General features: G+C 60.7%; 22 protein-coding genes. 8 read left to right on the top strand and 14 right to left on the bottom strand.

Annotated elements, in window-relative coordinates; translation table 11 throughout:
- The first annotated feature begins 128 nt into the window (after window positions 1-128).
- On the top strand, window positions 129-467 hold the full coding sequence (locus tag CPH89_RS21855; RefSeq protein WP_053255549.1) for a hypothetical protein: 339 nt from the start codon (window positions 129-131) through the stop codon (window positions 465-467).
- 82 nt (window positions 468-549) lie between these two features.
- On the opposite strand, the gene CPH89_RS21850 is transcribed toward CPH89_RS21855, so the two are convergent.
- The 6 genes from CPH89_RS21850 to CPH89_RS21825 are packed head-to-tail and all read right to left on the bottom strand — an operon-like array spanning window position 550 to window position 6,488.
- On the bottom strand, window positions 550-2,292 hold the full coding sequence (locus CPH89_RS21850; RefSeq protein ID WP_053255548.1) for an ABC transporter substrate-binding protein: 1,743 nt from the start codon (window positions 2,290-2,292) through the stop codon (window positions 550-552).
- Between the two features lie 31 nt (window positions 2,293-2,323).
- Entirely contained in the window at window positions 2,324-2,596 is a 273-nt protein-coding gene (locus CPH89_RS21845; protein ID WP_053255547.1) for a DUF2160 domain-containing protein, read from the bottom strand.
- 11 nt (window positions 2,597-2,607) lie between these two features.
- Window positions 2,608-3,408 (bottom strand): carbohydrate ABC transporter permease, encoded by an 801-nt coding sequence (locus CPH89_RS21840; RefSeq protein ID WP_053255546.1) that lies wholly within the window; start codon window positions 3,406-3,408, stop codon window positions 2,608-2,610.
- 25 nt (window positions 3,409-3,433) lie between these two features.
- A complete protein-coding gene (locus CPH89_RS21835; RefSeq protein WP_005789024.1) occupies window positions 3,434-4,300 on the bottom strand; it encodes a carbohydrate ABC transporter permease in 867 nt (288 codons plus the stop codon).
- Complete coding sequence (locus tag CPH89_RS21830; protein WP_053255545.1) at window positions 4,297-5,394, bottom strand: ABC transporter ATP-binding protein; 1,098 nt, start codon at window positions 5,392-5,394, stop codon at window positions 4,297-4,299. The genes CPH89_RS21835 and CPH89_RS21830 overlap by 4 nt, the downstream gene beginning before the upstream one ends.
- Window positions 5,394-6,488 carry an ABC transporter ATP-binding protein gene (locus CPH89_RS21825; protein ID WP_053255544.1) on the bottom strand — a complete coding sequence of 365 codons (1,095 nt, stop codon included), beginning with the start codon at window positions 6,486-6,488 and terminating at the stop codon, window positions 5,394-5,396. Before CPH89_RS21825 ends, CPH89_RS21830 begins: the two co-directional genes overlap by 1 nt.
- Before the next feature lie 366 nt (window positions 6,489-6,854).
- Here CPH89_RS21825 and CPH89_RS21820 point away from each other — a divergent pair, with 366 nt between their 5' ends.
- Window positions 6,855-8,687 (top strand): sigma-54-dependent Fis family transcriptional regulator, encoded by a 1,833-nt coding sequence (locus tag CPH89_RS21820; RefSeq protein WP_053255543.1) that lies wholly within the window; start codon window positions 6,855-6,857, stop codon window positions 8,685-8,687.
- A 25-nt stretch (window positions 8,688-8,712) separates the two neighbouring features.
- On the opposite strand, the gene CPH89_RS21815 is transcribed toward CPH89_RS21820, so the two are convergent.
- The 3 genes from CPH89_RS21815 to CPH89_RS21805 all read right to left on the bottom strand — a co-directional run bounded on the left by CPH89_RS21815 (window position 8,713) and on the right by CPH89_RS21805 (window position 12,300).
- A complete protein-coding gene (locus CPH89_RS21815; protein ID WP_053255542.1) occupies window positions 8,713-10,830 on the bottom strand; it encodes a TonB-dependent receptor family protein in 2,118 nt (705 codons plus the stop codon).
- 316 nt (window positions 10,831-11,146) lie between these two features.
- Window positions 11,147-11,428, bottom strand: coding sequence for a hypothetical protein (locus CPH89_RS21810; RefSeq protein ID WP_053255541.1), 282 nt, complete (start codon window positions 11,426-11,428; stop codon window positions 11,147-11,149).
- 131 nt (window positions 11,429-11,559) lie between these two features.
- Window positions 11,560-12,300, bottom strand: coding sequence for a hypothetical protein (locus CPH89_RS21805; RefSeq protein ID WP_053255540.1), 741 nt, complete (start codon window positions 12,298-12,300; stop codon window positions 11,560-11,562).
- Window positions 12,301-12,572: 272 nt separating this feature from the next.
- Between CPH89_RS21805 and CPH89_RS21800 the strand changes: the two genes are divergently transcribed.
- The 3 genes from CPH89_RS21800 to CPH89_RS21790 are packed head-to-tail and all read left to right on the top strand — an operon-like array spanning window position 12,573 to window position 16,640.
- Window positions 12,573-13,040, top strand: coding sequence for a (2Fe-2S)-binding protein (locus CPH89_RS21800; protein WP_053255539.1), 468 nt, complete (start codon window positions 12,573-12,575; stop codon window positions 13,038-13,040).
- On the top strand, window positions 13,040-15,277 hold the full coding sequence (locus tag CPH89_RS21795) for a xanthine dehydrogenase family protein molybdopterin-binding subunit (RefSeq protein WP_053255538.1): 2,238 nt from the start codon (window positions 13,040-13,042) through the stop codon (window positions 15,275-15,277). Before CPH89_RS21800 ends, CPH89_RS21795 begins: the two co-directional genes overlap by 1 nt.
- 16 nt (window positions 15,278-15,293) lie before the next feature.
- Window positions 15,294-16,640, top strand: coding sequence for a c-type cytochrome (locus CPH89_RS21790; RefSeq protein ID WP_053255537.1), 1,347 nt, complete (start codon window positions 15,294-15,296; stop codon window positions 16,638-16,640).
- A gap of 9 nt (window positions 16,641-16,649) precedes the next feature.
- Here the strand turns inward: CPH89_RS21790 and CPH89_RS21785 are convergent, their stop codons facing one another.
- The 3 genes from CPH89_RS21785 to CPH89_RS21775 all read right to left on the bottom strand — a co-directional run bounded on the left by CPH89_RS21785 (window position 16,650) and on the right by CPH89_RS21775 (window position 19,607).
- Complete coding sequence (locus CPH89_RS21785; RefSeq protein WP_053255536.1) at window positions 16,650-17,921, bottom strand: sensor histidine kinase; 1,272 nt, start codon at window positions 17,919-17,921, stop codon at window positions 16,650-16,652.
- A 331-nt stretch (window positions 17,922-18,252) separates the two neighbouring features.
- Window positions 18,253-18,615 carry a hypothetical protein gene (locus CPH89_RS21780; protein ID WP_053255535.1) on the bottom strand — a complete coding sequence of 121 codons (363 nt, stop codon included), beginning with the start codon at window positions 18,613-18,615 and terminating at the stop codon, window positions 18,253-18,255.
- Window positions 18,616-18,617: 2 nt separating this feature from the next.
- The gene (locus CPH89_RS21775) at window positions 18,618-19,607 is read right to left on the bottom strand and encodes a hypothetical protein (protein ID WP_053255534.1); all 990 of its coding nucleotides are present in this window, start codon (window positions 19,605-19,607) and stop codon (window positions 18,618-18,620) included.
- A 485-nt stretch (window positions 19,608-20,092) separates the two neighbouring features.
- Between CPH89_RS21775 and CPH89_RS21770 the strand changes: the two genes are divergently transcribed.
- The gene (locus tag CPH89_RS21770; protein WP_053255533.1) at window positions 20,093-20,395 is read left to right on the top strand and encodes a DUF6124 family protein; all 303 of its coding nucleotides are present in this window, start codon (window positions 20,093-20,095) and stop codon (window positions 20,393-20,395) included.
- A 323-nt stretch (window positions 20,396-20,718) separates the two neighbouring features.
- Here CPH89_RS21770 and CPH89_RS21765 read toward each other — a convergent pair whose 3' ends face one another.
- Together CPH89_RS21765 and CPH89_RS21760 are read right to left on the bottom strand one after the other, a co-directional pair.
- Window positions 20,719-21,081, bottom strand: a complete 363-nt coding sequence (locus tag CPH89_RS21765; protein WP_053255532.1) for a hypothetical protein — start codon at window positions 21,079-21,081, stop codon at window positions 20,719-20,721.
- 2 nt (window positions 21,082-21,083) lie between these two features.
- Window positions 21,084-22,073, bottom strand: coding sequence for a hypothetical protein (locus CPH89_RS21760; RefSeq protein ID WP_053255759.1), 990 nt, complete (start codon window positions 22,071-22,073; stop codon window positions 21,084-21,086).
- A gap of 568 nt (window positions 22,074-22,641) precedes the next feature.
- Here CPH89_RS21760 and CPH89_RS21755 point away from each other — a divergent pair.
- Both CPH89_RS21755 and CPH89_RS21750 read left to right on the top strand, forming a co-directional pair.
- Window positions 22,642-22,944 carry a DUF6124 family protein gene (locus tag CPH89_RS21755; RefSeq protein ID WP_053255531.1) on the top strand — a complete coding sequence of 101 codons (303 nt, stop codon included), beginning with the start codon at window positions 22,642-22,644 and terminating at the stop codon, window positions 22,942-22,944.
- A 278-nt stretch (window positions 22,945-23,222) separates the two neighbouring features.
- Window positions 23,223-24,236 (top strand): iron ABC transporter substrate-binding protein, encoded by a 1,014-nt coding sequence (locus CPH89_RS21750; protein ID WP_053255530.1) that lies wholly within the window; start codon window positions 23,223-23,225, stop codon window positions 24,234-24,236.
- The last annotated feature ends 12 nt before the right edge of the window (window positions 24,237-24,248 follow it).

Here is a 24,248-nt window from a genome sequence, read left to right as displayed (position 1 = left end):
AAAAACTGTCAATTCTCACAGTATGAAACCTATTCGTCCTGCCTTATTTTCAGTCCATTCAGGCCGTAACTTTCTAGACAGCCCGACCAGCGCCTGAATAATTGCTCACTCAATTAAGGATGATCAAAATGACTTTGAAATATGGCACTCAAGGCGACATTTCCGGTGACCTCGCCGGTGCGGACGATGTGACTGTAATTGCTCTACTGGCCACCATGATGGGACGCTTTAGGGTTCTTCCAAACGCCCGGCCTGGTGCAACGGTTTTGATCGTTACCCAAGACTGTCAGAACGGAGAACTCACGACGACGAACATTACTGGCTACGCGCCTGATACCATCCATTATCTAAAGAGAAATCATGTGTATCATCTGACGTCCAAGGGTTCGACCTGGGATATGACAATCCGGGATCTGCAATCGGGCAATGGCTACGGCCCCGTCAATATCCCACCCGCCTCTCAGTAATGCCCCTTAAACGGACCAGTCATCCGTTCTAAACCTGAAAAACGGCACGCAAGCGTGCCGTTTTGTGATCACGAACCCGTGATTACTTACGCGCCGCCTCCCACTGCTTCAACAGATCACCATAAGCCACGGTTTCACCTTTAGGCTTTTCATTCGCCAGCTTAGGCTTCGGCGCACCCGGTTGGTCAAACCAGTATTGGGCATCACGCTCGGGGTTCATTTTCGGGCCACACACCGGCTGCACCTTGGAGCGTTCCAGGCGCGTCATGATCGCGTCCTGTTCCTTGGCCAGGTTGTCCAGCGCCTGTTGCGGGGTTTTCTCGCCGCTGGCGGCGGCCGCGATGTTGCTCCACCACAGTTGCGCCAGGCGTGGATAGTCCGGCACATTGGTGCCGGTCGGGGTCCACTCCACCCGGGCCGGGCTGCGGTAGAACTCCACCAGGCCGCCGAGTTTGGGCGCCAGGTCGGTCATGGCCTGGGAGTTGATGTCGGACTCACGAATCGGCGTCAGGCCCACGATGGTTTTTTTCAGTGACACTGTTTTCGACGTCACGAACTGCGCATAGAGCCAGGCCGCGAGTTTTTGCTTCTCGGGTGTCGATTTGAGGAAGGTCCAGGAACCCACGTCCTGATACCCCTTCTTCATGCCCTTTTCCCAATAAGGCCCGACGGGCGATGGGGCCATGCGCCATTTCGGTGTGCCATCGGCGTTCACCACTGGCAAGCCCGGTTTGGTCATGTCGGCGGTGAACGCGGTGTACCAGAAAATTTGCTGGGCGATGTTGCCTTGGGACGGCACCGGGCCGGATTCGGAGAAGGTCATGCCCGCCGCTTCCGGTGGTGCGTAGGCTTTCATCCAGTCCACGTATTTTTGCGTGGCAAACACGGCGGCCGGGCCGTTGGTATCGCCGCCACGGGTAACGCTGGAGCCCACCGGGTGGCAGTCCTCCACGCGAATGCCCCATTCGTCCACCGGCAAACCGTTGGGCAGGCCTTTGTCGCCTCCGCCGGCCATGGAGAACCAGGCATCGGTGAAGCGCCAACCCAGCGACGGGTCTTTCTTGCCGTAGTCCATGTGCCCGTAGATACGCTTGCCGTCGATCTCCTTGACGTCCTCACTGAAGAATTTGGCGATGTCTTCATAGGCCGACCAGTTCACCGGCACGCCGAGGTCGTAGCCATATTTTTCCTTGAACTTGGCTTTCAGCTCCGGACGCTCGAACCAGTCCGCGCGGAACCAGTAGAGGTTGGCAAATTGCTGGTCGGGCAATTGGTAGATTTTGCCGTCCGGCGCCGTGGTGAACGAGATGCCGATAAAGTCTTTGATATCCAGGGTCGGCGAGGTGAAGTCCTTGCCTTCATTGGCCATCAGGTCGGTGATGGATTCAGTTTTGCCATAGCGAAAGTGCGTACCGATCAAGTCGGAATCGTTGACCCAGCCGTCATAGATATTCTTGTCGGACTGCATCTGGGTTTGCAGCTTCTCCACCACGTCGCCTTCCTGCAGCAGGTCGTGGGTCAGCTTGATGCCGGTGATTTCGCTGAAGGCCTTGGCCAGCACCTTGGATTCGTACTCGTGGGTGGTGAGGGTTTCCGACACCACGTTGATCTTCATCCCACGGAACGGCTCCGACGCCTTGATAAACCACTTCAACTCTTCGAGCTGCTGATCGGCCGTCAGCGTGGACGGTTTGAATTCGCTGCCGATCCATTTTTTTGCGGCATCTTCATACGCATCGGCCCAGGCCGTAGCGCTCAAACCGCTGAGGGCCATGACGGCGGCCAATGAAATGCTATGTCGCAGCTTATTGTTTTTATTCAACATAGAGACCTCCTGGTTGTTTATTCACGGAGCACTAGCCCCAACGCATCACACACAACAGCCACACCAGGGACAGCGCGGTCGCCACCCAGATGCTCCAGCCGGTTACGCCGATCACCAGCAGATGCAGGTAGGCGCTGCCGAGAAGACCGATAAACAAGCGATCACCACGGGTGGTGCTGATCGGCAACAAACCACGGCGCGGGATGCTCGGCGAACGCAGTTCCCAGGTGGTCATACCCACCAGCAACAGGGCAATCGCCGCAAAGAACAACGCGGTGGGGGTGGTCCAGGCCATCCATTCCATCATCGACTCCTTTAGACCCGGCCCAGGGCAAAGCCCTTGGCCACGTGGTTGCGAACAAACCAGATCACCAGCATGCCGGGCAGAATGGTCAACACCCCCGCCGCCGCCAGTACGCCCCAATCGATACCCGATGCCGACACCGTACGGGTCATCACCGCGGCGATGGGCTTGGCGTTGACCGAGGTCAGCGTGCGTGCCAGCAACAGTTCGACCCAGGAAAACATGAAGCAGAAAAACGCGGTAACGCCGATGCCGGAACCGATCAGCGGGATAAAAATCTTCACGAAAAACTTCGGAAAACTGTAGCCGTCGATGTAGGCGGTTTCGTCGATTTCCTTAGGCACCCCGGACATGAAACCTTCCAGAATCCACACCGCCAACGGCACGTTGAACAAGCAATGCGCCAACGCCACCGCGATATGCGTATCGAACAGGCCGATCGACGAATACAGCTGGAAGAACGGCAGCAAGAACACCGCCGGAGGCGCCATGCGGTTGGTCAGCAGCCAGAAAAACAGGTGTTTGTCGCCCAGAAAGCGATAGCGCGAAAACGCATAGGCCGCCGGCAGTGCCACGCTCAGGGAAATCACCGTGTTCAGGCTCACGTAATACAGTGAGTTGAGGTAGCCGGTGTACCAACTCGGGTCGGTGAAGATCACCTTGTAGTTGGCCAGGGTGAAGTCCTGCGGAAACAGTGTCAGCCCGCCGAGGATTTCAGTGTTGCTCTTGAACGACATGTTCAGCAGCCAGTAGATCGGCACCAGCAGGAACAGGATGTAGATCAGCAGGGGGATCACTTTCTTCATAGGCATAAGACGCTTGCTCATGTTGGCAGCCTCAGCGGTTCGCGTCGGAATGGGTCATGGCGGTGTAGAACAGCCAGGACACCAACAGGATGATCAGGAAATACACCAGGGAAAACGCCGCCGCCGGGCCCAGGTCGAATTGACCTACGGCCATCTGGGTCAGGGTCTGGCTCAGGAAGGTGGTGGCGTTCCCGGGCCCGCCGCCGGTGAGTACAAAAGGCTCGGTGTAGATCATGAAGCTGTCCATGAAACGCAACATCACCGCGATCAGCAGCACGCTTTTCATCTTCGGCAACTGAATATGTCGGAACACCGCCCAGGCGGACGCACGATCAATCCGCGCGGCCTGGTAGTACACGTCCGGAATCGCCCGGAGCCCCGAGTAACACAGGAGTGCCACCAGGGACGTCCAGTGCCACACATCCATCACCAGCACAGTGACCCAAGCGTCCATGGTGTTGGCGGCATAGTTGTAGCTGATGCCCATGGCGTTGAGGGTTGAACCGAGCAAACCGATATCCGCACGGCCGAAGATCTGCCAGATGGTGCCCACCACGTTCCACGGAATCAGCAGCGGAATCGCCAGAATGATCAGCACCAGCGAGGACCAGCGGCCCTTGGTCGGCATGGTCAGGGCAATGGCGATACCCAGCGGAATTTCGATCAGCAGCACGCACGCCGAATAGATGAACTGGCGCAGCAAGGAGTCGTGCAGGCGCGGGTCGAGCAGCACCTGTTTGTACCAGTCGGCACCGACAAAGTAGCGGCTGGACTGGTCAAAAATGTCCTGCACCGAATAGTTGACCACCGTCATCATCGGAATCACCGCACTGAACGCCACCAGCAGGAACACCGGCAACACCAGCCACCAGGCCTTGTTGTTCTGCACCTTGTTCATGGCAGCACCTCCAGCAGGTAATCGTCGGCATACACCATCAACCACTGCGCGGGAAAGCTGATCGAGGCGTTGCCTTCGGGCACCGGTTTGTCTTCGGCCAAGCGCACTTTCAACGGCGTACCGTCGAGGTTGAGGGTGACGATTTTGTAGGTGCCCAGGTCTTCCACATGGATGACGTCGGCCTGCAGGGCGTCGGGGTTGTACTCGTCCCACACGTGGATAAATTCCGGGCGGATGCCGACCTGCAGCTTTGTGTAGTTGGTCTCACGGAGACGTTGCTGCAAGGCCTCGGATAACGGCAGCAGCGTCCCGGCAAAACGTACCCCACCGGCCTCGGCCTGCACTTCGATCAGGTTCATCCCAGGGCTGCCGATGAAATAGCCGACAAACGTGTGGCTGGGCCGCTCGAACAACTCACGCGGCGTGCCGAACTGCACGATTTGCCCGCCGTACATCACCGCGATCTTGTCGGCAAACGTCGAGGCTTCGAGCTGGTCGTGGGTCACGTAGACCATGGTGATATTGAACTGCTCATGGATCTGCTTGAGCTTGCGCCGCAGTTTCCATTTGAGGTGTGGGTCGATCACCGTCAGCGGTTCATCGAACAGGATCGCCGACACGTCGTCGCGCACCAGGCCACGGCCCATAGAGACTTTTTGTTTTTCATCGGCGGTGAGGTTGCGCGCCTTTTTGCCCAGCAGGTTTTGCAGGTCGAGGACTTCGGCAATTTCCTGCACCTTGCTGTGAACTTTCGCCTCGGCCATGCCCTGGTTACGCAAAGGGAACGCCAGGTTGTCGAACACCGTCATGGTGTCGTACACCACCGGGAACTGGAACACCTGGGCGATGTTGCGTTTTTCCGGGGTCAAGTCGTTGACCACGGCGTGATCGAACAGCACCTGGCCTTCCGAGGGGCTGAGCAGGCCCGAGATGATATTGAGCAGGGTCGACTTGCCGCAGCCCGACGGCCCGAGCAAGGCGTAGGCACCGCCCTGCTCCCAGACGTGGTTCATTTCCCGAATGGCGTAGTCCTCGGGGCCATTGGGCGCAGGGTTGTAGCTGTGCGCGAGGTTCTGCAAGTGGATCTCGGCCATCAGGCAACCCTCGACACGCGGCGCCCGGGGGCCTGGACCAAACGGCCCTGACCATCGAACACAAACAGTTTATGGGTGGGGATATACACGCGGATCGGTGCGTCAACGTCGTACTCGTGTACCCCAGGCAGGTGCAGCACCAGCAGGAAATGTTCGCTGCGCACATGCAGGAAGGTTTCCGAGCCGCTGATCTCGGCGACCTCCACAGTCACCGCCAGCTCCAGGTCGTCGTCATTGCTCGGCACCAGGCTGATGTGGCTGGGGCGCACGCCAAAGCGGAACTCGCCTTCGCCGATGGGGCGCAGGTCGACGTTCAGCGGGAAGTGCACGACATTGGCAAAGCTCACTTCATTGCCGCTGATACGCCCCGGCATCAGGTTGATCGGCGGCTCGGAAAACAGCTCGGCGGCCAGCACGGTCTGCGGCTGGTGATACACCTCGGCGGCCTTGCCGCTTTGGATCACCCGGCCTTCGTGGAGGATGGTGGTGGTGCCGCCCAAGGCCAGCGCCTCGTTGGGCTCGGTGGTGGCATAGATGGCGATGGTGTGGCGAGCCTTGAACAGTTCGCGCATTTCCTGACGCAGCTCTTCGCGCAGTTTGTAGTCCAGGTTCACCAGTGGCTCATCGAACAGGATCAACTCGGCATCTTTGACCAGTGCACGGGCCATGGCTGTGCGTTGCTGCTGGCCACCGGAGAGTTCCAGCGGGTGGCGCTGGAGGAATTTCTCGATGCGCAGCATCTTCGCGGTTTCGAGCACTTTGCTCTGGATCAGCTCGTGGGACACCCCGGCCTGGCGCAACGGCGAGGCGATGTTTTCGAACACGGTCATGGTCGGGTAATTGATGAACTGCTGGTACACCATCGACACGTTGCGCAAGCGCACCGGCTTGTGCGTGACATCCACGCCATTCATCAGGATGCGACCGCTGTCGGGCTTGTCCAGACCCGCCATCAAGCGCATCAGGCTGGTCTTGCCGGACAGCGTGCGGCCGAGCAATACGTTGAAGGAGCCGGCTTCGAAACGCAGGCTGGCGTCGTCGATCCAGGTTTGGCCTTCGACGACGCGGGAGACATGTTCCAGGGTCAATGACATGACACGCCCTTTTTATTATTGGAATGAATCTGCCCACTCGTCAGAGCGAATTCCATGCCATAAATGCCAGGTGCTTGATCCGTAACGAAATGGGCCCAATACGCTGCTCAGGCGTGAACACAACTGAACACCGAAGGCTGAACAACTGAACAGTCACGGGTTGACAATGAACAGTTCTGAACAACAATTGATGGGCGTCGCCGAGCTAAATGTGGGAGCCGGCTTGCTCGCGATAGCGGTGTGTCCGTTAACAGATTCAGTGGCTGAACCAGCGCCTTCGCGAGCAAGCCCGCTGCCACATTTTTGAACCTGCTGCTCCAGCTAGCGTTTGCAAGCCTCTATAACAATAAAAAGAAGGTCGCCCTCATGGCCGAACCCCAGGCTCACGACACCCTTATCCAGGATTCCTGGCGCCGTTGCCGCGCATTTGGCCTGGACCACCAGAGCGCACCGAGCTTCGACCAACTGCCTGCCGAAGGCATCAGCCAATTGCTGGAAAGCCAGCATTCCCTGGTGCAAACCACCCATCAGGAAGTGCTGCCCTACTACGAAAACATCCTGAGCAATTCCAACTGCCTGATCATGCTGGCCGACAACCAGGGCCAGGTCCTGACGTCGTGGGGCACCCAGCGGTTTATCGAGCCGAAACTGGCGCACGGTTTCAATGCCGGCGCCAGTTGGCGCGAGCGCTCCACCGGCACCAATGCCATCGGCACTGCGCTGGCCTGTGCCCAGGCGGTGCATATCGAGCACGACGAACACTTCCTTAAAGCCAACCGTTTCATGACCGGCTCGGCGGCGCCGATCTTCGATGCCCAGCGCGAAATCATTGCCGTGCTGGATGTGTCCAGCGACAGCTACCTGCCGCCCTCCCACACCCTGGGCATGGTCAAGATGATGAGCCAGACCGTGGAAAACCGGCTGATCCTCAACCTGTTTCGCGGCGAGCATTTTCAACTGACCTTCAACACCGGCCTGAACAACCTCGACAGCCAATGGGCCGGCCTGCTGATCTTTGATGAAAGCGGCCAAGTGCTGTCGGCCAACCGCCGTGCCGATAACTTGCTGGGCATCAGCTTGTCGCGGGTACTGATCGACAGTTTGTTCAAGGTGTCGTTGCTGGAACTGCTGAATCAGCCGGAGGGGCTGCCGTTCTCCCTGCAGGCGGCCGGACGCAATCGGTTCCAGTGTTTACTGAAGCGGCCAAGCAAAATGCCGGTGCAGGCGCGCGTCTTCAGTGCGCCCAAACCCAGCGCTCCCGCACCGGCGACGCCGGCCGCGATCAGTCTCAAGACCCTGCACTTTGGCGACATCCGCGTGGAAAAAGCCGTGCGCCAGGCCGAGCGATTACTGGAAAAGGACATTCCGCTGCTGATCCACGGCGAGACCGGCGTGGGCAAAGAGGTCTTTGTCAAAGCCCTGCACCAGGCCAGCTCACGCAGCCGGCAGGCGTTTATCGCCGTGAACTGTGCGGCGATTCCGGCTGAGCTGGTGGAATCGGAGCTGTTCGGCTACGAAAAAGGCGCCTTCACCGGCGCCAACCAGAAAGGCAGCATTGGCCTGATCCGCAAGGCCGATAAAGGCACCCTGTTTCTCGACGAAATTGGCGATATGCCACTGCCGACTCAGGCCCGTCTGCTGCGTGTATTGCAGGAGCGCTGCGTACAGCCGGTGGGCAGCAGCGAGCTGTTCCCGGTGGACTTGCGGATCATTTCCGCCACCAACCGCGCGCTGCGCGAGTGGGTGCAGGCCGGGCGCTTTCGTGAGGACTTGTTTTACCGCATCGGCGGCCTGACCCTGGAGTTGCCGCCGCTGCGCGAGCGCACCGACAAGCGGGCGCTGTTCCAGCAATTGTGGCAGCAACACCGCGAACCGACCCAGTGGGCCGGGCTGAGTACCGAGGTGCTGGCGTTATTCGAGCAACACCCGTGGCCGGGCAACTTGCGTCAGGTCAGCAGTGTGTTGCAGGTGGCGCTGGCAATGGCCGAGGAGCAGCCGGTGCGCCCGGAGCATCTGCCGGATGATTTTTTTGTGGACCTGCAGCGGCCGACGCCATTGCCCACCCATGAGCGTTTGGATGACAGCACCGACCTGACGCAACGCCTGCTGGCAGCAGGCGGGAATATTTCCCACCTGGCGCGGGAGCTGGGGGTCAGCCGCACTACGTTGTACAAACGCCTGCGGCAGAACGAAGGCTGATCGGCAGCGCTCGCCTCGACGGTGCTTAACGCCAGCGCCATGACACGCCGGTGTAAATGCCCCGACCGTCGGCCGGCGTGGATCGCGCAACATCCATCCCCTTGTCGTCGTAACCCGGCGTGACGGTGTTGGCATAGCGCCGGTTAGTGAGGTTGCGCAGGTCGACCCAGGCTTGCCAGTCCTGCTTCGGTGCGTCGTAGCCGAAGGTGGCGCCAAGTGTGGTGTAGGCCGCAGCAAAGTAGGAGTTGGCGTAGTCCACCGCCACGCGTGATGCATGCTCGGTGTTCAGACTGGTGTAGAAACCGGTCGGATGGCTGTAGCGCAGTTGCGCCTGGTAGTAATGTTTGGGGATGCCCGGCAAGGTGTTGTCGCCGAAACGGTCATCGTCGCGGTAGTGGAAGTCGCTGAAGGTGTAGGCCTGGCGCAGGTCAAGCTGGCCGTTGCGGCCGCCGTCCCACAGCGGGCTGAGCAGGCCCAGCTCCACGCCTTGATGCACGGTGGGGCTGGCGTTGGACTCGGCGACAATCGCACTGCTGTTGGCGGTTTGGGCCTGGGTTTCGACCGTGAGCAATTCGTGGCGCACTTCGGAGCGGTACAGCGCCAGGTCCCACTGGCCGAACCACTGCTCGCCACGCCCGCCGATCTCCAGGGTGGTTGCGGTCTGATTGCGCAAACTCACGCCTTCGCGTTGCAAACCGGTGGCCGGGCCGCTGCCGGGGGCAAAGTATTTATTCGAACCCCAGATCATCGACCACGCGTGCGGCGGCTCGACTGAGCGGCTCAGGTTGCCGTACACCTGCAACTGTGGGGTGAAGTCATACCGCAGGCCAATGCGGGGTGCGTAATCCCAATCATGTTGACTGAGCGGCGCCTGGCCTTCGGGATAGGTGACCTGGGTTTCGCGGCGCGTGTAAATCGCGGCCAGGCCAGTGGTCAGCCACAGGTCCGGGACCAATTCCAGTTCGTTGCCGACATGCAGCACGCTGTCGGAGCCCAAATAGCTGTAGTCGCGAGTCTTGGTGCCGGGGGCATACGGCGCAGTGTTACCGGCCGGGGTACGCACGTATTCAGAGGCGCCGTTGTTCGGCATCGCCTGGGTGGTGCGCAGGCCAATCGTGGTGTTGCTGTCGTGGCCGAACAGACTGTCCTGGCGGAGGTAGTTCAGGGTGCCGCTGACGTCGGTGTAGGCGACTTTCAGGCGGTTGGTGCCTTCGCGCAGGTCCATCGGGTAGTCGTGATAGGCCAGCCCGACTTCGACGCGCGACTGATCGTCCAACTGCAAGGTGGTCTTGTTGGCGATCCACGTCGAGCCGGGCTGCAGGCGTTTGGAATCGCGGGCGGCATTCAGGCTGTTGGCCGCGCTCGGGTCGTGACTGATCTGGTAGCGCGTCAGTTTGCCGGGTGAGTCGTTGCTGGTTTCGCGGTAACGAAAATAGAAACGCGTCTCCAGGTCCGGGTTGAAACGGTAACCGAAGTTCGCCGCGACGCCCTTGCCGCTGCCGGCGCTCTGGTGCTGGTAGCCGTCGGATTCGGCGTCGGTGAGGCTGATGTAGTAGTCAGCGTCCCCGAGCACCTGGCCGGAACTGATCTCGCGCTGGGCATAGCCGCGGCTGCCTGCTTCATAACGTACTTGCAGCGTGGGCGCGTCATAGCCGGTATGGGTGATGTAGTTGACCGAGCCGCCCAGGGCCAGCGCGCCCTGATCAAAGCCGTTGGCGCCGCGCAGCACCTCGACGCGGCTTTGCCACAGGGGGTCCTTGAGCTCGTAAGGTGTACCGCCCGGGCCGGTCAGCGGCAAACCGTCGAACATTTCATACAGCCCGGACGCATGGGCGCCGGGGCTGCGGTTCAATCCGGAACCGCGAATCGAGAGCTTCACGCCTTCATTGTTCGCCGCCTTGGCGTACACCCCAGGCTGGTACTTGAACACGTCTTCGTTAGTGCTCACCCGGCCCTGTTGCACGCGGCTCATGTCGATGTAGTTGGTGCCACCGGGCACGCTTTTCAGCTGCGCCTGGGCGACTTCACCCGCGCTGGCCTCGCTGCTGGTGACTTCGACGGGCGCCAGTTGCAGTGTTTCGGCGTGCGCCAGTGAACTGAGGGTCAAGGCGGCGAACAGGAGCGGAGGTTGGCGCAACAGCATGGTCAGGTCCTTGGAATTCGGGGGCGTGACAGGCTCGGGTTATGCCGGAGCCCATCAGGCGAACAGTGATGGGAAGCCAGGCACGCTCACCGGGTCACGCGTTATTAACGGACCAGACCCTTCCCACAACAACGTCGGACCGGGTTTGCTTTTTAGGCCCAGCTCAGACGGCGGTGTGCGGTGTGACGTCCTACCCGCAACGCTTGGATCGAACGCAAAACGCCGCGAATAATCGGGGCGTTTCTTAGGGCGTGGGACCTGTCAGCGGATGCAGCACACCACGACACCCCCATAAACACAGGAACGAACATTCGCTTCAGGCCCCGGGGCTGGTTTCTGAAAGGTCCAGCGTCTGCATGAAGTCATCCGCCTCCGTCCCCGGCGGGAACCGGAACCCATACATCTCATCGCAGGCCAATATGCGCGCGAGGGTGTCGCGCAGCTGCACCTCGCTCGGCGCGTCACGCAGCAGTTTCTGTGCCGGCAGTAACAGCTCAGCGCGAACGCCCTGGGCGCTCGCGACGTCGATGACGGCAAAGAGGATAAATCGCAGGCGAACTTCGCGATCAGTTGACCCAAGCGTTTTTCGCTTACCCAAGGTAGGCACTCGTCGTTAAGAAAAGTCCGAGGCTATGGCCGACCCAGGGTGTGTTTCAAGCGAAGGGGACCAAGATAGGCCGTTTCCTACACGGGAAACGGAAACACCGCACTACCCGGTCCCGCAACGCGTCACTGCACCGGCAAGAAGTTCATCAGCAGCAAGCTCTGCGCGTAATTGAGCGCGACACGTCGGTAACGCTCATCGAGCATCTGGGCGAGCAGGTCCAGGCGCGCGACCACCTTGCCGAACTCAACGGCAAAACTGAGGTTGCTGCCCTCCTCCGATATTTCATTGGAAAACAGCAGCAACACACCATTGGCATCCTGACGCTGGCTGAGCAGCCAGGTGGCTTTCTCGATATTGCGCGCGGCGTTGCTGACAAATTGCGGGTTGATCGAATCGGTCATATAAAACTGCAAGCGACCGCCATGGGCCGTCACCAGCATGCTGCCGATTGCATAGATGAATGCCCCGACCCGGTCGCCGCGAAATTCCGGGCTCAATGAATAGCTTAAGGCTGCCAGGTCACGGCGATCCCCCAGCGCGGGCAGTGATTGACGGCTCTCGATGGCCTGACGGATGGCCCGCGCAGCACTGACCGCATCCGGGTAGCCGGACTGACGCCACTGGTTGGGGTTGCGCAGGTAGAGCTTGTTCATCAACAGATACAAGCTTTGCAGGTTGTCACGCATGCTCAGGGTTGCCATGCGATCGACACTGGTTTGAAAGAACTCGTCCGGTTTGCCATCGCTGAACTGCCTGGCGATGTCGCGCCCCTGTTGCTGGCTGCAACCGCTCAAACTGAATACAAACACCGCTGCCAACAGCAGCGGCCATCGCGTGATAAAAGCTATAAACGTTGGATCCATCGGCACCGGTTCTGGCTGCTGTCCACGCGCTGAATGAGCGTGGTCGTGACAGGGATAGATCAAGAGAATCAAAAAAAGTGCGACCAGCAGGCCTGGATCAGCAAAGGCCTACAGGCGCGGGGACCGTCATCAAGCGTGCAATCCTCTTGAATACTTGCCTGATCCTGCGAGTTATCGATGAGGGTATAGATAGCCCTTGCACCGTGGTCTAGAGTGCAACGATGGGCAATTTATAAGAAAAGCCACATCAACCGATGATCAGCAGGTGAACCATGCAATTACGTATCAACCAAAAAGCCTATGAGGTCGATGCCGACGCCGACACGCCATTGCTATGGGTGATCCGCGATGACCTGGGGATGACCGGCACCAAGTACGGCTGCGGCCTGGCGCAGTGCGGCGCCTGCTCGGTACTGGTGGACGGTAATGTCGTGCGCTCCTGCGTCACACCGGTGGCCGCAGTGGTCGGCCGTGAAGTCACCACCATCGAGTCGATTGAAGCCGATGACGTGGGCAAGCGCGTGGTCGCGGCCTGGGTCGAACACCAAGTGGCGCAATGCGGTTACTGCCAGTCGGGACAGGTGATGGCCGCTACCGCGCTGCTCAAGCACACCCCCGCGCCCACGGACGCGCAGATCGAAGCCGCCATGATCAACCTGTGCCGCTGCGGCACCTACAACGCCATCCGCACGGCCGTGCACGAGCTGGCCGCCCAACCTGCCAGGACGGAGAGCGCTTGATGACTACGCGCAACCCACCACTCGACGCGCCATTGGGCGAGCCGATCAATCTGTCCCGTCGGCGCTTTCTGGCCAGCACCGCCGTCGGTGCGCTGGTCATCGGCTTCGGCCTGCCGCTGGGTGCGTCCAGGGCTTATGCCGCAACGGGCGGCCCCGCAGAACGCGGGACCCAGGTGCCGGCATTTCTCGAGATTCGCCCGGACGGCAGCGTGCGCCTGCTCAGCCCCTTCATGGAAGGCGGGCAAGGCACCCACACCGCGATGGCGCAGATTGTCGGCGAAGAACTGGATGCCGACCCGGCCACCTTCGTGGTTGAAGCCGCACCGCCCGGGGAAGCCTATGTGGTGATGGAAAACGGCATGCGCATCACCGGTGGCAGCATGTCCATCCGCATGAGCTACCCAACCATGCGCCGCCTCGGCGCCCTCGCCCGCGCCATGTTGCTGCAGGCCGGCGCCGAGCAATTGGGCGTGCCCTTAGCCCAACTGACCACGCAGCCCGGCCGCGTCGTACACGCCGCTTCCGGCCGCTCGCTGGGTTACGGTGAGTTGGCCGGTCGGGCCCTGGACATGCCGGTGCCCGACCCGGCCACGATTACGCTGCGCGACCCGAGCCAGTTCCGCTGGATCGGCAAGCCGGTCAAACGCCTGGATGCCTACGACAAATCCACCGGCAAGGCCCAATACAGCATCGACCTTAAGGTCGACGGCATGCTCCACGCCGCCGTCCAGCATGCGCCACGCCTGGGCATGACCGTCGGCAGCCTGCGCAACCAGTCACAGGTCGAGGCCATGAAAGGCGTGCACTCGGTTCACCAACTGCCGGGCGCCGTGGCGGTCGTTGCCGAACGCTGGTGGCATGCCAAGCGGGCGGTGGAGGCGATCCAGGTGGAATGGCTGGAAGCGGCCGCCGGTTCGAGCGTGCGCGCGATGCCTGCGGACTTCTCCAGCGACAAGTACCGCGACTTCCTTGCCGCCCAACAGGGCCCGGCCCGTGACGACGAAAACGAGGGCGACGTGGCCGGCGCGCTGACCAACGCCAAGACCAAAATTGAAGCGACCTACCACAACCAGTACCTCAACCACGCCCAGCTGGAGCCGCCTTCGGCCCTGGCGCGCTTCAACCCCGATGGCTCGCTGGAAGTGTGGCTGCCCAACCAGGCGCCGGATATGTTCCGCGCCGACATGGCCAAGCGCACCGGGCTCTCCATCGAACAAATCACCCTGCACTCGCCGCTGCTGGGCGGCTTTTTTGGCCGGCATTTCCTGTACGACTCGGCCAACCCCTACCCGCAGGCCATCGCCTTGGCCAAGGCGGTAGGCCGCCCGATCAAACTGATCTGGAGCCGCGAAGAAGAGTTCCTGCGCGATGTGTTGCGCCCGGTCGCCGTGGTCAAGTTCCGCGCCGCGCTGGACGACAAAGGCTTGCCGGTGGCCATTGAGGCGGTGAGCGCTACCGAAGGCCCGTCCGAAGCCATCGCCGGCAAACAGGGCGAAAAACTCGACCCCACGGCGCTCGAAGGGTTGTCGGGCAAGTCCTACGCCATCCCCAACAAACGCATCGCGCAGATCTACGTCAAGGGCCCGGCCATGCTCGGCTACTGGCGTTCGGTGGGCAACTCGCTCAACGACTTCTTCTACGAAGCGTTCCTCGACGAACTGGCCGACAAAGGCGGCCACGACCCCTACGAACTGCGCCTGCACCTGCTGCGCGACAACAAGCGGCTGACCACCCTGCTGCAAGCGGCCGGCGAGTTGTCCGGTGGCTGGAAACGGGGCCCCTACACCGCCGAGGACGGCACCCGCCGGGCGCGCGGCGTGGCCATGGCCTCGCCGTTCGGCTCGCACGCGGCGGTGATCGCCGAAGTGTCGATCGAAAGCGGCCAGGTCAAGGTGCACCATATCTGGGAAGCCATTGACCCGGGCAGCATCGTCAACCCGGCAATCGTCGAGGCGCAGGTCAATGGCGCCGTGGCGTTGGGCTTATCTCAAACGTTGCTGGAGGAAGCGGTGTACGTGGATGGCAAACCACGGGCGCGCAACTACGACCTTTATCCGATCCTGCCGCCCTCGCGCATGGCGCAAGTGCATGTTCGGATCGTCGAGAGTGGCGAAAAGATGGGCGGCATCGGTGAACCGCCGTTACCCGCAGTGGCGCCAGCCGTGGCCAATGCGGTGGCGCACCTGACCGGCCAGCGTATCCGCAGCTTGCCATTGAGCCGATACACCTTCAGCTAACCGACAGGGAATGCCCATGAACAACCGACGATTGGCTGCAACCGCAGGCTGGCTGGCGCTGGCCTGCGTGGTCGTGGCCGGGCTACTGGCGTGGTACGTCACCCGCCAGCCCGCCTCACCGCTGGAACAACCACACACCACCGGCTTCGACCCGGCCCTGGTCAGCCGTGGCGAGTACGTGGCGCGCCTCAGCGACTGCGTGGCCTGCCACAGCCTGCCGGGCAAGGCACCGTTCGCCGGCGGCCTGGAGATGGCCACCCTGCTGGGCGCCATTCACGCCACCAACATCACCCCGGACCGCGACACCGGCATCGGCGCCTACACCGCAGCCGACTTCGACCGCGCCGTGCGCCACGGGGTTGCGCCGGGTGGCCGACGGCTCTACCCAGCCATGCCCTACCCGTCTTATGCCAAGCTCAGCGATGACGACATGCGCGCGCTGTACGCGTTTTTCATGCAAGGCGTAGAACCGGCCAAGCAGCCCAACATCCCCAGCGACATTCCCTGGCCACTCAACCTGCGCTGGCCCATCGCCCTGTGGAACGGCGTGTTCGCCCCGAACGCCACCTACGCCGCCAAACCCGGCCAGGACGCGCTGTGGAACCGTGGCGCCTACATCGTCCAAGGCCCGGGCCACTGCGGCAGTTGCCACACGCCCCGCGGCCTGGCCTTCAACGAGAAGGCGCTGGACGAGAGCGGCGCGCCGTACCTCGCCGGCGCGTTGCTCGACGGTTGGTACGCGCCGAGCCTGCGCCAGGACCCCAACACCGGGTTGGGCCGTTGGAGCGAGCCTGAAATCGTGCAGTTCCTCAAGGTCGGGCGCAACAAGCATGCGGTGGTCTACGGCTCGATGACCGAAGCGTTCAACAACTCCACGCAGTTCATGGCCGATGAGGACCTGGCGGCGATCGCGCGTTACCTCAAGTCACTGCCTGGCGATCCGCAACGTGATGGCAGTGCCTGGCAGTACCAGGCCGTGGCCGCCGACGCGCGCCCGGACCTCCCCGGTGCGCACACCTACGCGACCCGCTGCGCGTCCTGCCATGGCCTCGACGGCAAGGGCCAACCCGAGTGGATGCCACCCTTGGCTGGCGCCACCTCGGCATTGGCTAAAGAGAGCGCCTCGGCGATCAACATCACCCTCAACGGTTCGCAACGCGTGGTAGCGGCTGGTGTACCGGACGCCTACCGCATGCCGGCCTTTCGTGAGCAACTGTCCGACCAGGAAATTGCCCAGGTGTTGAGCTACGTGCGCAGCACGTGGGGCAACCACGGTGGCGCGGTCGACGCACAAGCGGTCGGCAAGCTGCGTGGGCATACCGACCCGGCCAGCAGCAGTCCGATTATTCTGCACATGCGCTGAAAAAAGCGTTCAGCGCGCCGTCAGGTCAACCGAAAAACAACACCCATTCGGTTGCCTGGCGGTGAGCTCCACCCGCCACTGCTGGGTGCTGCAGATACGCTGCACCAACGACAGGCCAAGCCCCAACCCTTCTCCCCGGCTGTGCTCACCCCTGACAAACGGCTGGAACATCGCCTCGCGTTTGTGATCGGGAATGCCAATGCCGCTGTCCTCCACACGAAAACCGTGCTCGCTCAACGTCAGCCGAATAAAGCCGCTGTCGGTGTAGTGCCAGGCATTGCGCAGCAGGTTGCCCATGACCGACTGCAACAGCGTCAGGTTGTACTCCACGGGTGAGGTGTGTCCGCTTTCATAAATGAACTCAAGGCCTTTTTCGCGAATCATTCGCCCCCAGATCGCCACCAGGCCATCCGCCACGTCCTTCAACGTTGCCTGGGCGCCCTGGCCCTGGGCACCCGAGGCCCGTGCCAGCGTCAGGAAGGTGTCCACCAGTTGCCGCATCTCATCGGTGGCCCGCGCAATCCGGCCCACCTGGGCCACCGAACGTTGATCCAGCGAAGGGTCACCGAGCAACAATTCGCAGGAGCTGGCCAGCACCATCAGCGGTGTGCGCAGTTCGTGACTGACGTCACTGGTGAACAGCTTTTCCCGGCTCAACGCATCGCGCAGGCGCCCCAGGGTCTTGTCGAAGGACAGCGCCAACTCCCCCACTTCATCCACGGCGTAATCCGGATGCAGCGGCGGCGCTACATCCAGCAACTGGTCGCGATGACGCACTTGCCGCGCCAGGCGTACCACCGGCGCCATCACGCGGCGCGCCAACAAGCGGCCCAGCAGGACCGCCAACAGAATGCTCAGGATAAAACCCACCGCCACCGCGCCGAACAGCACCCGCTCGCGTTGCTTAAAGCTTTGCTGGTTGCGCATCAGCACGTATTGGCGCCCATCCACCACCTGCGACACCGCGTAGTAGGCCCGCCCCTGAAAGTCGACTTCCTGGAAACCCGGCGCCAGCCCGGCCAGCAACGGGTCAAGCGCCAGGTCACCCTGCTCGCCCTGGGCGAAAAACAATTCGCCTTTGCTCGGGCGATGGCTCCAACTGGCCGTGTCATCCTGGCGCAACAGGCGGTTCAACCCGCTGCCGAGGTCGGCGCTGGTCAGTTTGTATTCGATCACATGCACGGTGGCGATAATGCCCGCGGCAAACACCCCCGCCACGAAGGCGCTCATCAGCGCAAACACAATCACGATCCGTTTCGTCAGGCTGTGCCTGAAATCCATTGCCATACGGGGTCCCACGGCTGCGTTCAACCTGAAATACCTGCTGAGTCGGGTACTGCCTTTCGACGCCGACGTTCGAACCAACCATAGACCACGGGCGTCGTGCAGAGCGTAAGCACTTGCGAAACCGCAAGCCCACCACTGTCGCCATACCCCGCCGTGGGTACAATTGAGAACCGGCGTTATACCCGAACGCCGACGGCAGCGCACTCAGCAACGCTGCCCGCGAGGTTATAAGCGTTGATGCAGTGCCTGGGTGTCGGGTGGAGAGGCGATTGAACAGGGCAGCCGGCTCGCGATAGGGGCTGATTTGTCGAGCAATAACCGTAGGCTACCAGCCGTACAAGACGGTCCAGAGGACACAGCCAGCGATCCAGACCATCCCAAAATTAAACGGCCACAGCGCCCAACGCTTGAGAGACAGGGGGACGGACGCCAGCTCAGCCTCGGTCACATCCCCTCTTTTGATGTGCATGTTGGGCATTGCCAACATTTCAGAGATCACGAGCATGCGATAAAACCTATCGATGCGCTGATTTCTACCCCAAAATCGTTTGTTATCGCAGATCAGCTTGTTCTCGCTGAAGTAGCTTTCCAGCGCTTCGAGCTTCGTGTACTCAGCGTATAAAGTGAGCCCTGAGCCAACCAGCGCCCCTGTAGATAAAAAGATTGCGAGGACGAGTTGAAAATCCATGCTCAAGCGCCCTCTGGTTGAAAGATCAAATCACCCTCGATCTCTTCGATCTGTCCACCGAGAAACGCACCGAAAGCGCCAGCTGCATTGCCCGCGGCATAACCTCCCGCCGCGCCGCCGATCACTGCGCAGGCCAGCGCACCGTTTCCTTTAGCCGCGATGCCCAAAAACGTCATACAGCCGCGACGGGCGAATTTCGCCCCCATAGTCCCTCCCCAAGAAGCCCCCGCCACACCGCCCACCAACTTCCCCGTCTCCACATACTTCGCCCGCCGACACTGCGCCTCCCGCCCCTGCACACACGCCTCCTTGATCTCCAACCCTGCAACGCCCACGTCCAGTCCCAAGCCCACATAGGTCCCCTTCCCCAACCACTTCGACATCTGCGCAATGTCCCGCGTCCGCTGCGCATACCCGGCAATCTCGCCCTTATGCAGATAGCTTTTGGTTGAAATCCCCAGCACCTTCTTCAATGCCTGATTGCCCTGCAACCCGGTGCCCAATCGCGCCGCGCCTTGCAATTGGGCGTCCAGCAGGCCGAACAAAGCCTTGCGCTGGCGTAAGAACCTCTCACGATCCAAGCCACCGCTTTTCAGGTGCTGATGCAGCCGCTCAATCTCCTCCAGCGTATGCGCCACTTCGTCCAGGTGCCGCGACCACGCCGATGTCGCGCTGCCCACGCCCAACGAGCCATACCCCAGAAAGCTTTGCAGCAGGTCGTAGTTGTTGACCACTTGGGTTCCGGCGCCAGCGTCCAGCTCCCGACGAATCACCTCGGCCTGGCGCATCAGCCAGGCCTCCTCCCTCGAACAGCTCACGCTGCAGGTATCGGGCACAATTACCAACTGCCCCGGCGTCACCAGCCCAGGGCGCAGGTGCCGGTTCAACACGTCGAAATGATCGGAATGCTGTTGGCTCGGGGCGCCGCCCATCAACCGGGATTTCAAGCTGCGGTAGTCCGTCGTGCGCTCATTGATATAGCCCTGCGCCATGCCTCACATCCCTGGATGCAATGAAGATGGCGTCGGAATATAAGCAAGCGAGTACGCCCCGCACACACGCTCGGGAGGGCTGAGTCACAATTAGGACGTTGCCTACATAGCAGGGAGTAAGCGCTTACAAAAAGGCCGCTCACCCTCACCGTTGATGGGTGGGGTGAGTGGCATTTGGTCATGGTTTGTAAAGGGCCAGCAAGGCGTGTCTCTTTAAATTGCAGGACGTTTCCTAGACAATCCCTGCCGCCTTGTGCCTGCTCGAATCGATGGCTAGTCTGCGGTCCGTCACTGCTCATCAGTGATCGGGTTTAGTCGCTCGGGTGTTACATGGCGCATGGTCCTCCATGAAGTTTTATGGTGGCTGTGCGTAGGGCACCCTCGGGTGCGCCGGTTTTCCATGTGACCGGTCGACTAACCTGCGTACAGCCGCCACCCTCGTTTAGTCGCGTTGGGTGTCAGCTCCAATCATGTGGAGTTACACAATGAAAAAAACCGTCCCCGATCCACCCCACCATTCCACCAAAGACCGCGCCGCCTTCAACCGCGCCATCGACCATTACCTGCCCACCCAAGGTGTTCAAATCGAAGACCTGAGCTTCGAAGATGCCTTGCTCTACACTGCCAGTGTGCTCGACAGTGCGTCTGTCACGGCGCTCAATTGCAGTGAACTGCTGACGAGTCCCGAGCGGGCGAAGATTCTGGCGGTGTGGCATTTGCTGGAAATGGCCAAGACCACCGTGGATCGCTCCATTGAGTGCCTGAAACCGGCGAAAAACCCTGCCTGACATCGGTTAAACCCTGTGGGAGCTGGCTTGCCTGCGATGCAGGCACCGCCGGTTTGTCAGTGGCACACAGTTAATGCCATCGCAGCGGTGCGACAAGCCAGCTCCCACATTTGGAGCTCATTACATCAGGTAGATGTAGTGTTGCTCTGCTGTTGATCTGGCTTTTACTTCAACCACTCAAGTCGGCTACCAGGCCCCCCGTGCGCTGCTCTTGATCTGCTTGTGTCTAGAAGCGCCCCATCAACCACGCTGGCCGAACGCAGGCTTGCGAGGTGCCGAGTGGTGGGATGAGGACTTTTTGGTTACTTTTGGCAGGGCCAGCGCTACCAGCCATACAAGATGGCCCAGAGGACACCGCTGGCAGCCAATACCATCCCAAAATGATACGGCCACAACGCCCAACGCTTGAGGGACAAGGGGACGGCCGCCAGTTCAGCCTCGGTTACCTCCCCTCTTCTGATGTGAAATTTAGGCATTCCTAACAGCTCCGTGATCAGAAGCATGCGATAAAACCTGTCGATGCGCTGATTTCTGCCCCAAAACCGTTTGTTATCGCAGACCAGCTTGTTCTCACTGAAGTAGCTTTCCAGCGCGTCGAGCTTTGTGTACTCAGCGTATAAAGTCAGCCCCGCGAAAACGAACGCACCTACGCACATAAAGCTTGCAAGGATGAGTTGAAAATTCATGCTTAAGCGCCCTCTGGTTGAAAGATCAAATCACCCTCGATTTCTTCGATTTGCCCGCCCAGAAACGCACCGCCAGCGCCGAATAAGTTGCCTCCTGCATACCCTCCCGCAGCGCCGCCGATCACTGCGCAGGCCAGAGCACCGTTTCCTTTAGCCGCGACGCCCAAAAGAACCCTACAGCTGCTACGGGCTAATGTTGCACCCAGCTTCCCTCCGCCATAAGCCCCCGCCACGCCGAACACCAACTTCCCCGTCTCCACGTACTTCGCCCGCCGACACTGCGCCTCCCGCCCCTGCACACACGCCTCCTTGATCTCCAACCCTGCAACGCCCACGTCCAGTCCCAAGCCCACATAGGTCCCCTTCCCCAACCACTTCGACATCTGCGCAATGTCCCGCGTCCGCTGCGCATACCCGGCGATCTCGCCCTTATGCAGATAGCTTTTGGTTGAAATCCCCAACACCTTCTTCAACGCCTGATTGCCCTGCAACCCGGTGCCAAATCGCGCCGCGCCTTGCAATTGGGCGTCCAGCAGGCCGAACAAAGCCTTGCGCTGGCGTAAAAACGCCTTACGATCCAAGCCACCGCTTTTAAGACGCTGATGCAGCCGCTCAATCTCCTCCAGCGTATGCGCCACTTCGTCCAGGTGCCGCGCCCACGCCGACGTCGCGCTGCCCACGCCCAACGAGCCATACCCCAGAAAGCTTTGCAGCAGGTCGTAGTTGTTGACCACTTGGGTTCCGGCGCCAGCGTCCAGCTCCCGACGAATCACCTCGGCCTGGCGCATCAACCAGGCCTCCTCCCTTGAACAGCTCACGCTGTAGGTATCGGGCACAACCACCAACTGCCCCGGTGTTACCAGCCCTGGGAGCAGGTGCCGGTTCAACACGTCGAAATGATCGGAATGCTGTTGGCTCGGGGCGCCGCCCATCAACCGGGATTTCAAGCTGCGGTAGTCCGTCGTACGGTCGTTGATATAGCCCTGCGCCATGCTCCACATCCCTGGATGCAATGAAGATGGCGTCGGAATATAAGCAAGCGAGTACGCCCTGGACACAAGCCCGGGAAGGCCGAGCAACATTTGGGAAGTTGCCTACATTGCAGGGAAGCAGTGCCTACAAAAAAGCCACTCACCACCACGGCTATAGGGCCTTGGGGTTCGGTGTAGAGCCCACGATGTGTGGATATCAATGGCAATCACAGGCAAGCCTGCTGCTCTATTTTAGGGGTGGGGTGAGTGGCATTTGGTCATGGTTTGTAAAGGGCCAGCAAGGCGTGTCTCTTTAAATTGCAGGACGTTTCCTAGACAATCCCTGCCGCCTTGTGCCTGTTGGAATCGATGACTAGTCTGCGGTCCGTCACTGCTCATCAGTGATCGGGTTTAGTCGCTCGGAGTTCAGAACAGGCGCATTGTCCCATGAAGTTTTATGGTGGCTGTGCGCAGGGCGCCTTCGGGCGCGCCGGGTTCCTGATCTGACCGGTCGACTAACCTGCGTACAGCCGCCACCCTCGTTTAGTCGCGCAGAGTGTCGGTTCCTTGATCAGACAGGTACTAAACAATGAAAAAAGTTGTCCCCGATCCACCCCGCCATTCCACCAAAGACCGCGCCGCCTTCAACCGCGCCATCGACCATTACCTGCCCACCCAAGGTGTTCAAATCGAAGACCTGAGCTTTGAAGACGCCCTGCTCTACACCGCCAGCGTGCTCGACAGCGCGTCTGTCACGGCGCTCAATTGCAGTGAACTGCTGACCAACCCCGAGCGGGCTAAGATGCTGGCGGTGTGGCATTTGCTGGAGCTTGCCAAGACCACCGTGGATCGCTCCATCGGGTGCCTGAACCGCGCGCCTCGTCCCGCCTAAACTGAGTTAAACCCTGTGGGCGCTGGCTTGCCTGCGATAGCGATCAGTGAAAAATCCGCCAACTGACCCGCCGCCATCGCAGGCAAGCCAGCACCCACAGTTGACTTGCGTCAGTTGATAACGCTCATCACGTTTATTTACCGTTTATTTGACGTTTTTTTCTCATTTCGGGCTCTACATTCGCCGCGCCCAAACATGCAAATGATTCCTATTGGTCCAGCCTCAATCGACCTCTCACGGGCTTCCCGTGCATTCATAAAAACCGGAGCGTTCAGCGTATGGCTTCCCGTCTACCCTCTTTCTTCACTAAAGCCCTGCTGGCCACCGCACTGCTCGGCACCGGGTCGGTGTATGCCGCCGACGCCGTGGGCATTGTGGTGTACAACGCCCAGCACGAAAGCCTCACCAAGGCCTGGGTTGAAGGGTTCACTCAGGAAACCGGGATTCCGGTGACCATACGCAACGGCGACGACACCGAGATGGGCAACCAGATCGTGCAGGAAGGCGCGGCCTCCCCGGCTGACGTGTTCCTCACCGAGAACTCCCCGGCCATGGTGCTGGTCGACAACGCCGGGCTGTTCGCGCCGGTGGCGCCAACCACCCTGGAACAAGTGGACGCCGCCTACCGCCCCGCCCACGGCAAGTGGGTCGGCATTGCGGCACGTTCGACGGTGTTTGTGTACAACCCGAGCAAGCTGAAAGAAGCCGACCTGCCGAAATCCCTGCTGGACCTTGCCTCGCCAAGCTGGAAAGGCCGCTGGGCCGCCTCCCCGGCCGGTGCCGACTTCCAGGCCATCGTTGCCGCTGTGCTGGAATTGAAGGGCGAAGCCGCCACCCTCGACTGGCTCAAGGCGATGAAAACCAATGCGAGCATTTACCGGGGTAACAGCGCGGTGCTCAAGGCCGTCAACGCAGGCCAGGTCGACAGCGGCGTGATTTACCACTACTACAGTTTCGTCGACCAATCCAAGACCGGCGAAAACAGCAAGGACACCCAATTGCACTACTTCAAGCACCAGGACCCGGGCGCTTTTGTGAGCATTTCCGGTGGCGGTGTATTGGCCTCCAGCACACATAAAGACGAGGCCCAGGCCTTCTTGAAGTGGATTACCGGCAAAGACGGCCAGGCGATCTTGAAAGACGGCAACGCCTTCGAGTACGCCGTGGGCCAGAACGCCCAATCGAACCCCAAGCTGGTGCCGTTGGCGCAACTGGACGCACCGAAGGTTGACGCGTCCAAGCTCAACAGCAAAAAGGCTGTCGAGCTGATGACCCAGGCCGGACTCCTCTGATTGTTGCCTCAA

It is taken from the genome of Pseudomonas fluorescens (assembly GCF_900215245.1).
In the GTDB taxonomy this organism is placed as follows: domain Bacteria; phylum Pseudomonadota; class Gammaproteobacteria; order Pseudomonadales; family Pseudomonadaceae; genus Aquipseudomonas; species Aquipseudomonas fluorescens.
The sequence above is the reverse complement of the archived record's forward strand: the minus strand, read 5'-3'. Positions and strand labels throughout refer to the sequence as shown.

What these genes read in the sequence shown, in the direction of transcription:
- CPH89_RS21835 (WP_005789024.1), bottom strand. Translation starts at nt 4,300, where the DNA reads ATGAACAAGGTGCAGAACAACAAGGCCTGGTGGCTGGTGTTGCCGGTG.
- CPH89_RS21790 (WP_053255537.1), top strand. Translation starts at nt 15,294, where the DNA reads ATGAACAACCGACGATTGGCTGCAACCGCAGGCTGGCTGGCGCTGGCC.
- CPH89_RS21815 (WP_053255542.1), bottom strand. Translation starts at nt 10,830, where the DNA reads ATGCTGTTGCGCCAACCTCCGCTCCTGTTCGCCGCCTTGACCCTCAGT.
- CPH89_RS21755 (WP_053255531.1), top strand. Translation starts at nt 22,642, where the DNA reads ATGAAAAAAGTTGTCCCCGATCCACCCCGCCATTCCACCAAAGACCGC.
- CPH89_RS21765 (WP_053255532.1), bottom strand. Translation starts at nt 21,081, where the DNA reads ATGAATTTTCAACTCATCCTTGCAAGCTTTATGTGCGTAGGTGCGTTC.
- CPH89_RS21780 (WP_053255535.1), bottom strand. Translation starts at nt 18,615, where the DNA reads ATGGATTTTCAACTCGTCCTCGCAATCTTTTTATCTACAGGGGCGCTG.
- CPH89_RS21770 (WP_053255533.1), top strand. Translation starts at nt 20,093, where the DNA reads ATGAAAAAAACCGTCCCCGATCCACCCCACCATTCCACCAAAGACCGC.
- CPH89_RS21830 (WP_053255545.1), bottom strand. Translation starts at nt 5,394, where the DNA reads ATGGCCGAGATCCACTTGCAGAACCTCGCGCACAGCTACAACCCTGCG.
- CPH89_RS21750 (WP_053255530.1), top strand. Translation starts at nt 23,223, where the DNA reads ATGGCTTCCCGTCTACCCTCTTTCTTCACTAAAGCCCTGCTGGCCACC.
- CPH89_RS21845 (WP_053255547.1), bottom strand. Translation starts at nt 2,596, where the DNA reads ATGGAATGGATGGCCTGGACCACCCCCACCGCGTTGTTCTTTGCGGCG.
- CPH89_RS21825 (WP_053255544.1), bottom strand. Translation starts at nt 6,488, where the DNA reads ATGTCATTGACCCTGGAACATGTCTCCCGCGTCGTCGAAGGCCAAACC.
- CPH89_RS21760 (WP_053255759.1), bottom strand. Translation starts at nt 22,073, where the DNA reads ATGGCGCAGGGCTATATCAACGACCGTACGACGGACTACCGCAGCTTG.
- CPH89_RS21800 (WP_053255539.1), top strand. Translation starts at nt 12,573, where the DNA reads ATGCAATTACGTATCAACCAAAAAGCCTATGAGGTCGATGCCGACGCC.
- CPH89_RS21795 (WP_053255538.1), top strand. Translation starts at nt 13,040, where the DNA reads ATGACTACGCGCAACCCACCACTCGACGCGCCATTGGGCGAGCCGATC.
- CPH89_RS21850 (WP_053255548.1), bottom strand. Translation starts at nt 2,292, where the DNA reads ATGTTGAATAAAAACAATAAGCTGCGACATAGCATTTCATTGGCCGCC.
- CPH89_RS21840 (WP_053255546.1), bottom strand. Translation starts at nt 3,408, where the DNA reads ATGCCTATGAAGAAAGTGATCCCCCTGCTGATCTACATCCTGTTCCTG.
- CPH89_RS21775 (WP_053255534.1), bottom strand. Translation starts at nt 19,607, where the DNA reads ATGGCGCAGGGCTATATCAATGAGCGCACGACGGACTACCGCAGCTTG.
- CPH89_RS21855 (WP_053255549.1), top strand. Translation starts at nt 129, where the DNA reads ATGACTTTGAAATATGGCACTCAAGGCGACATTTCCGGTGACCTCGCC.
- CPH89_RS21785 (WP_053255536.1), bottom strand. Translation starts at nt 17,921, where the DNA reads ATGGATTTCAGGCACAGCCTGACGAAACGGATCGTGATTGTGTTTGCG.
- CPH89_RS21805 (WP_053255540.1), bottom strand. Translation starts at nt 12,300, where the DNA reads ATGGATCCAACGTTTATAGCTTTTATCACGCGATGGCCGCTGCTGTTG.
- CPH89_RS21820 (WP_053255543.1), top strand. Translation starts at nt 6,855, where the DNA reads ATGGCCGAACCCCAGGCTCACGACACCCTTATCCAGGATTCCTGGCGC.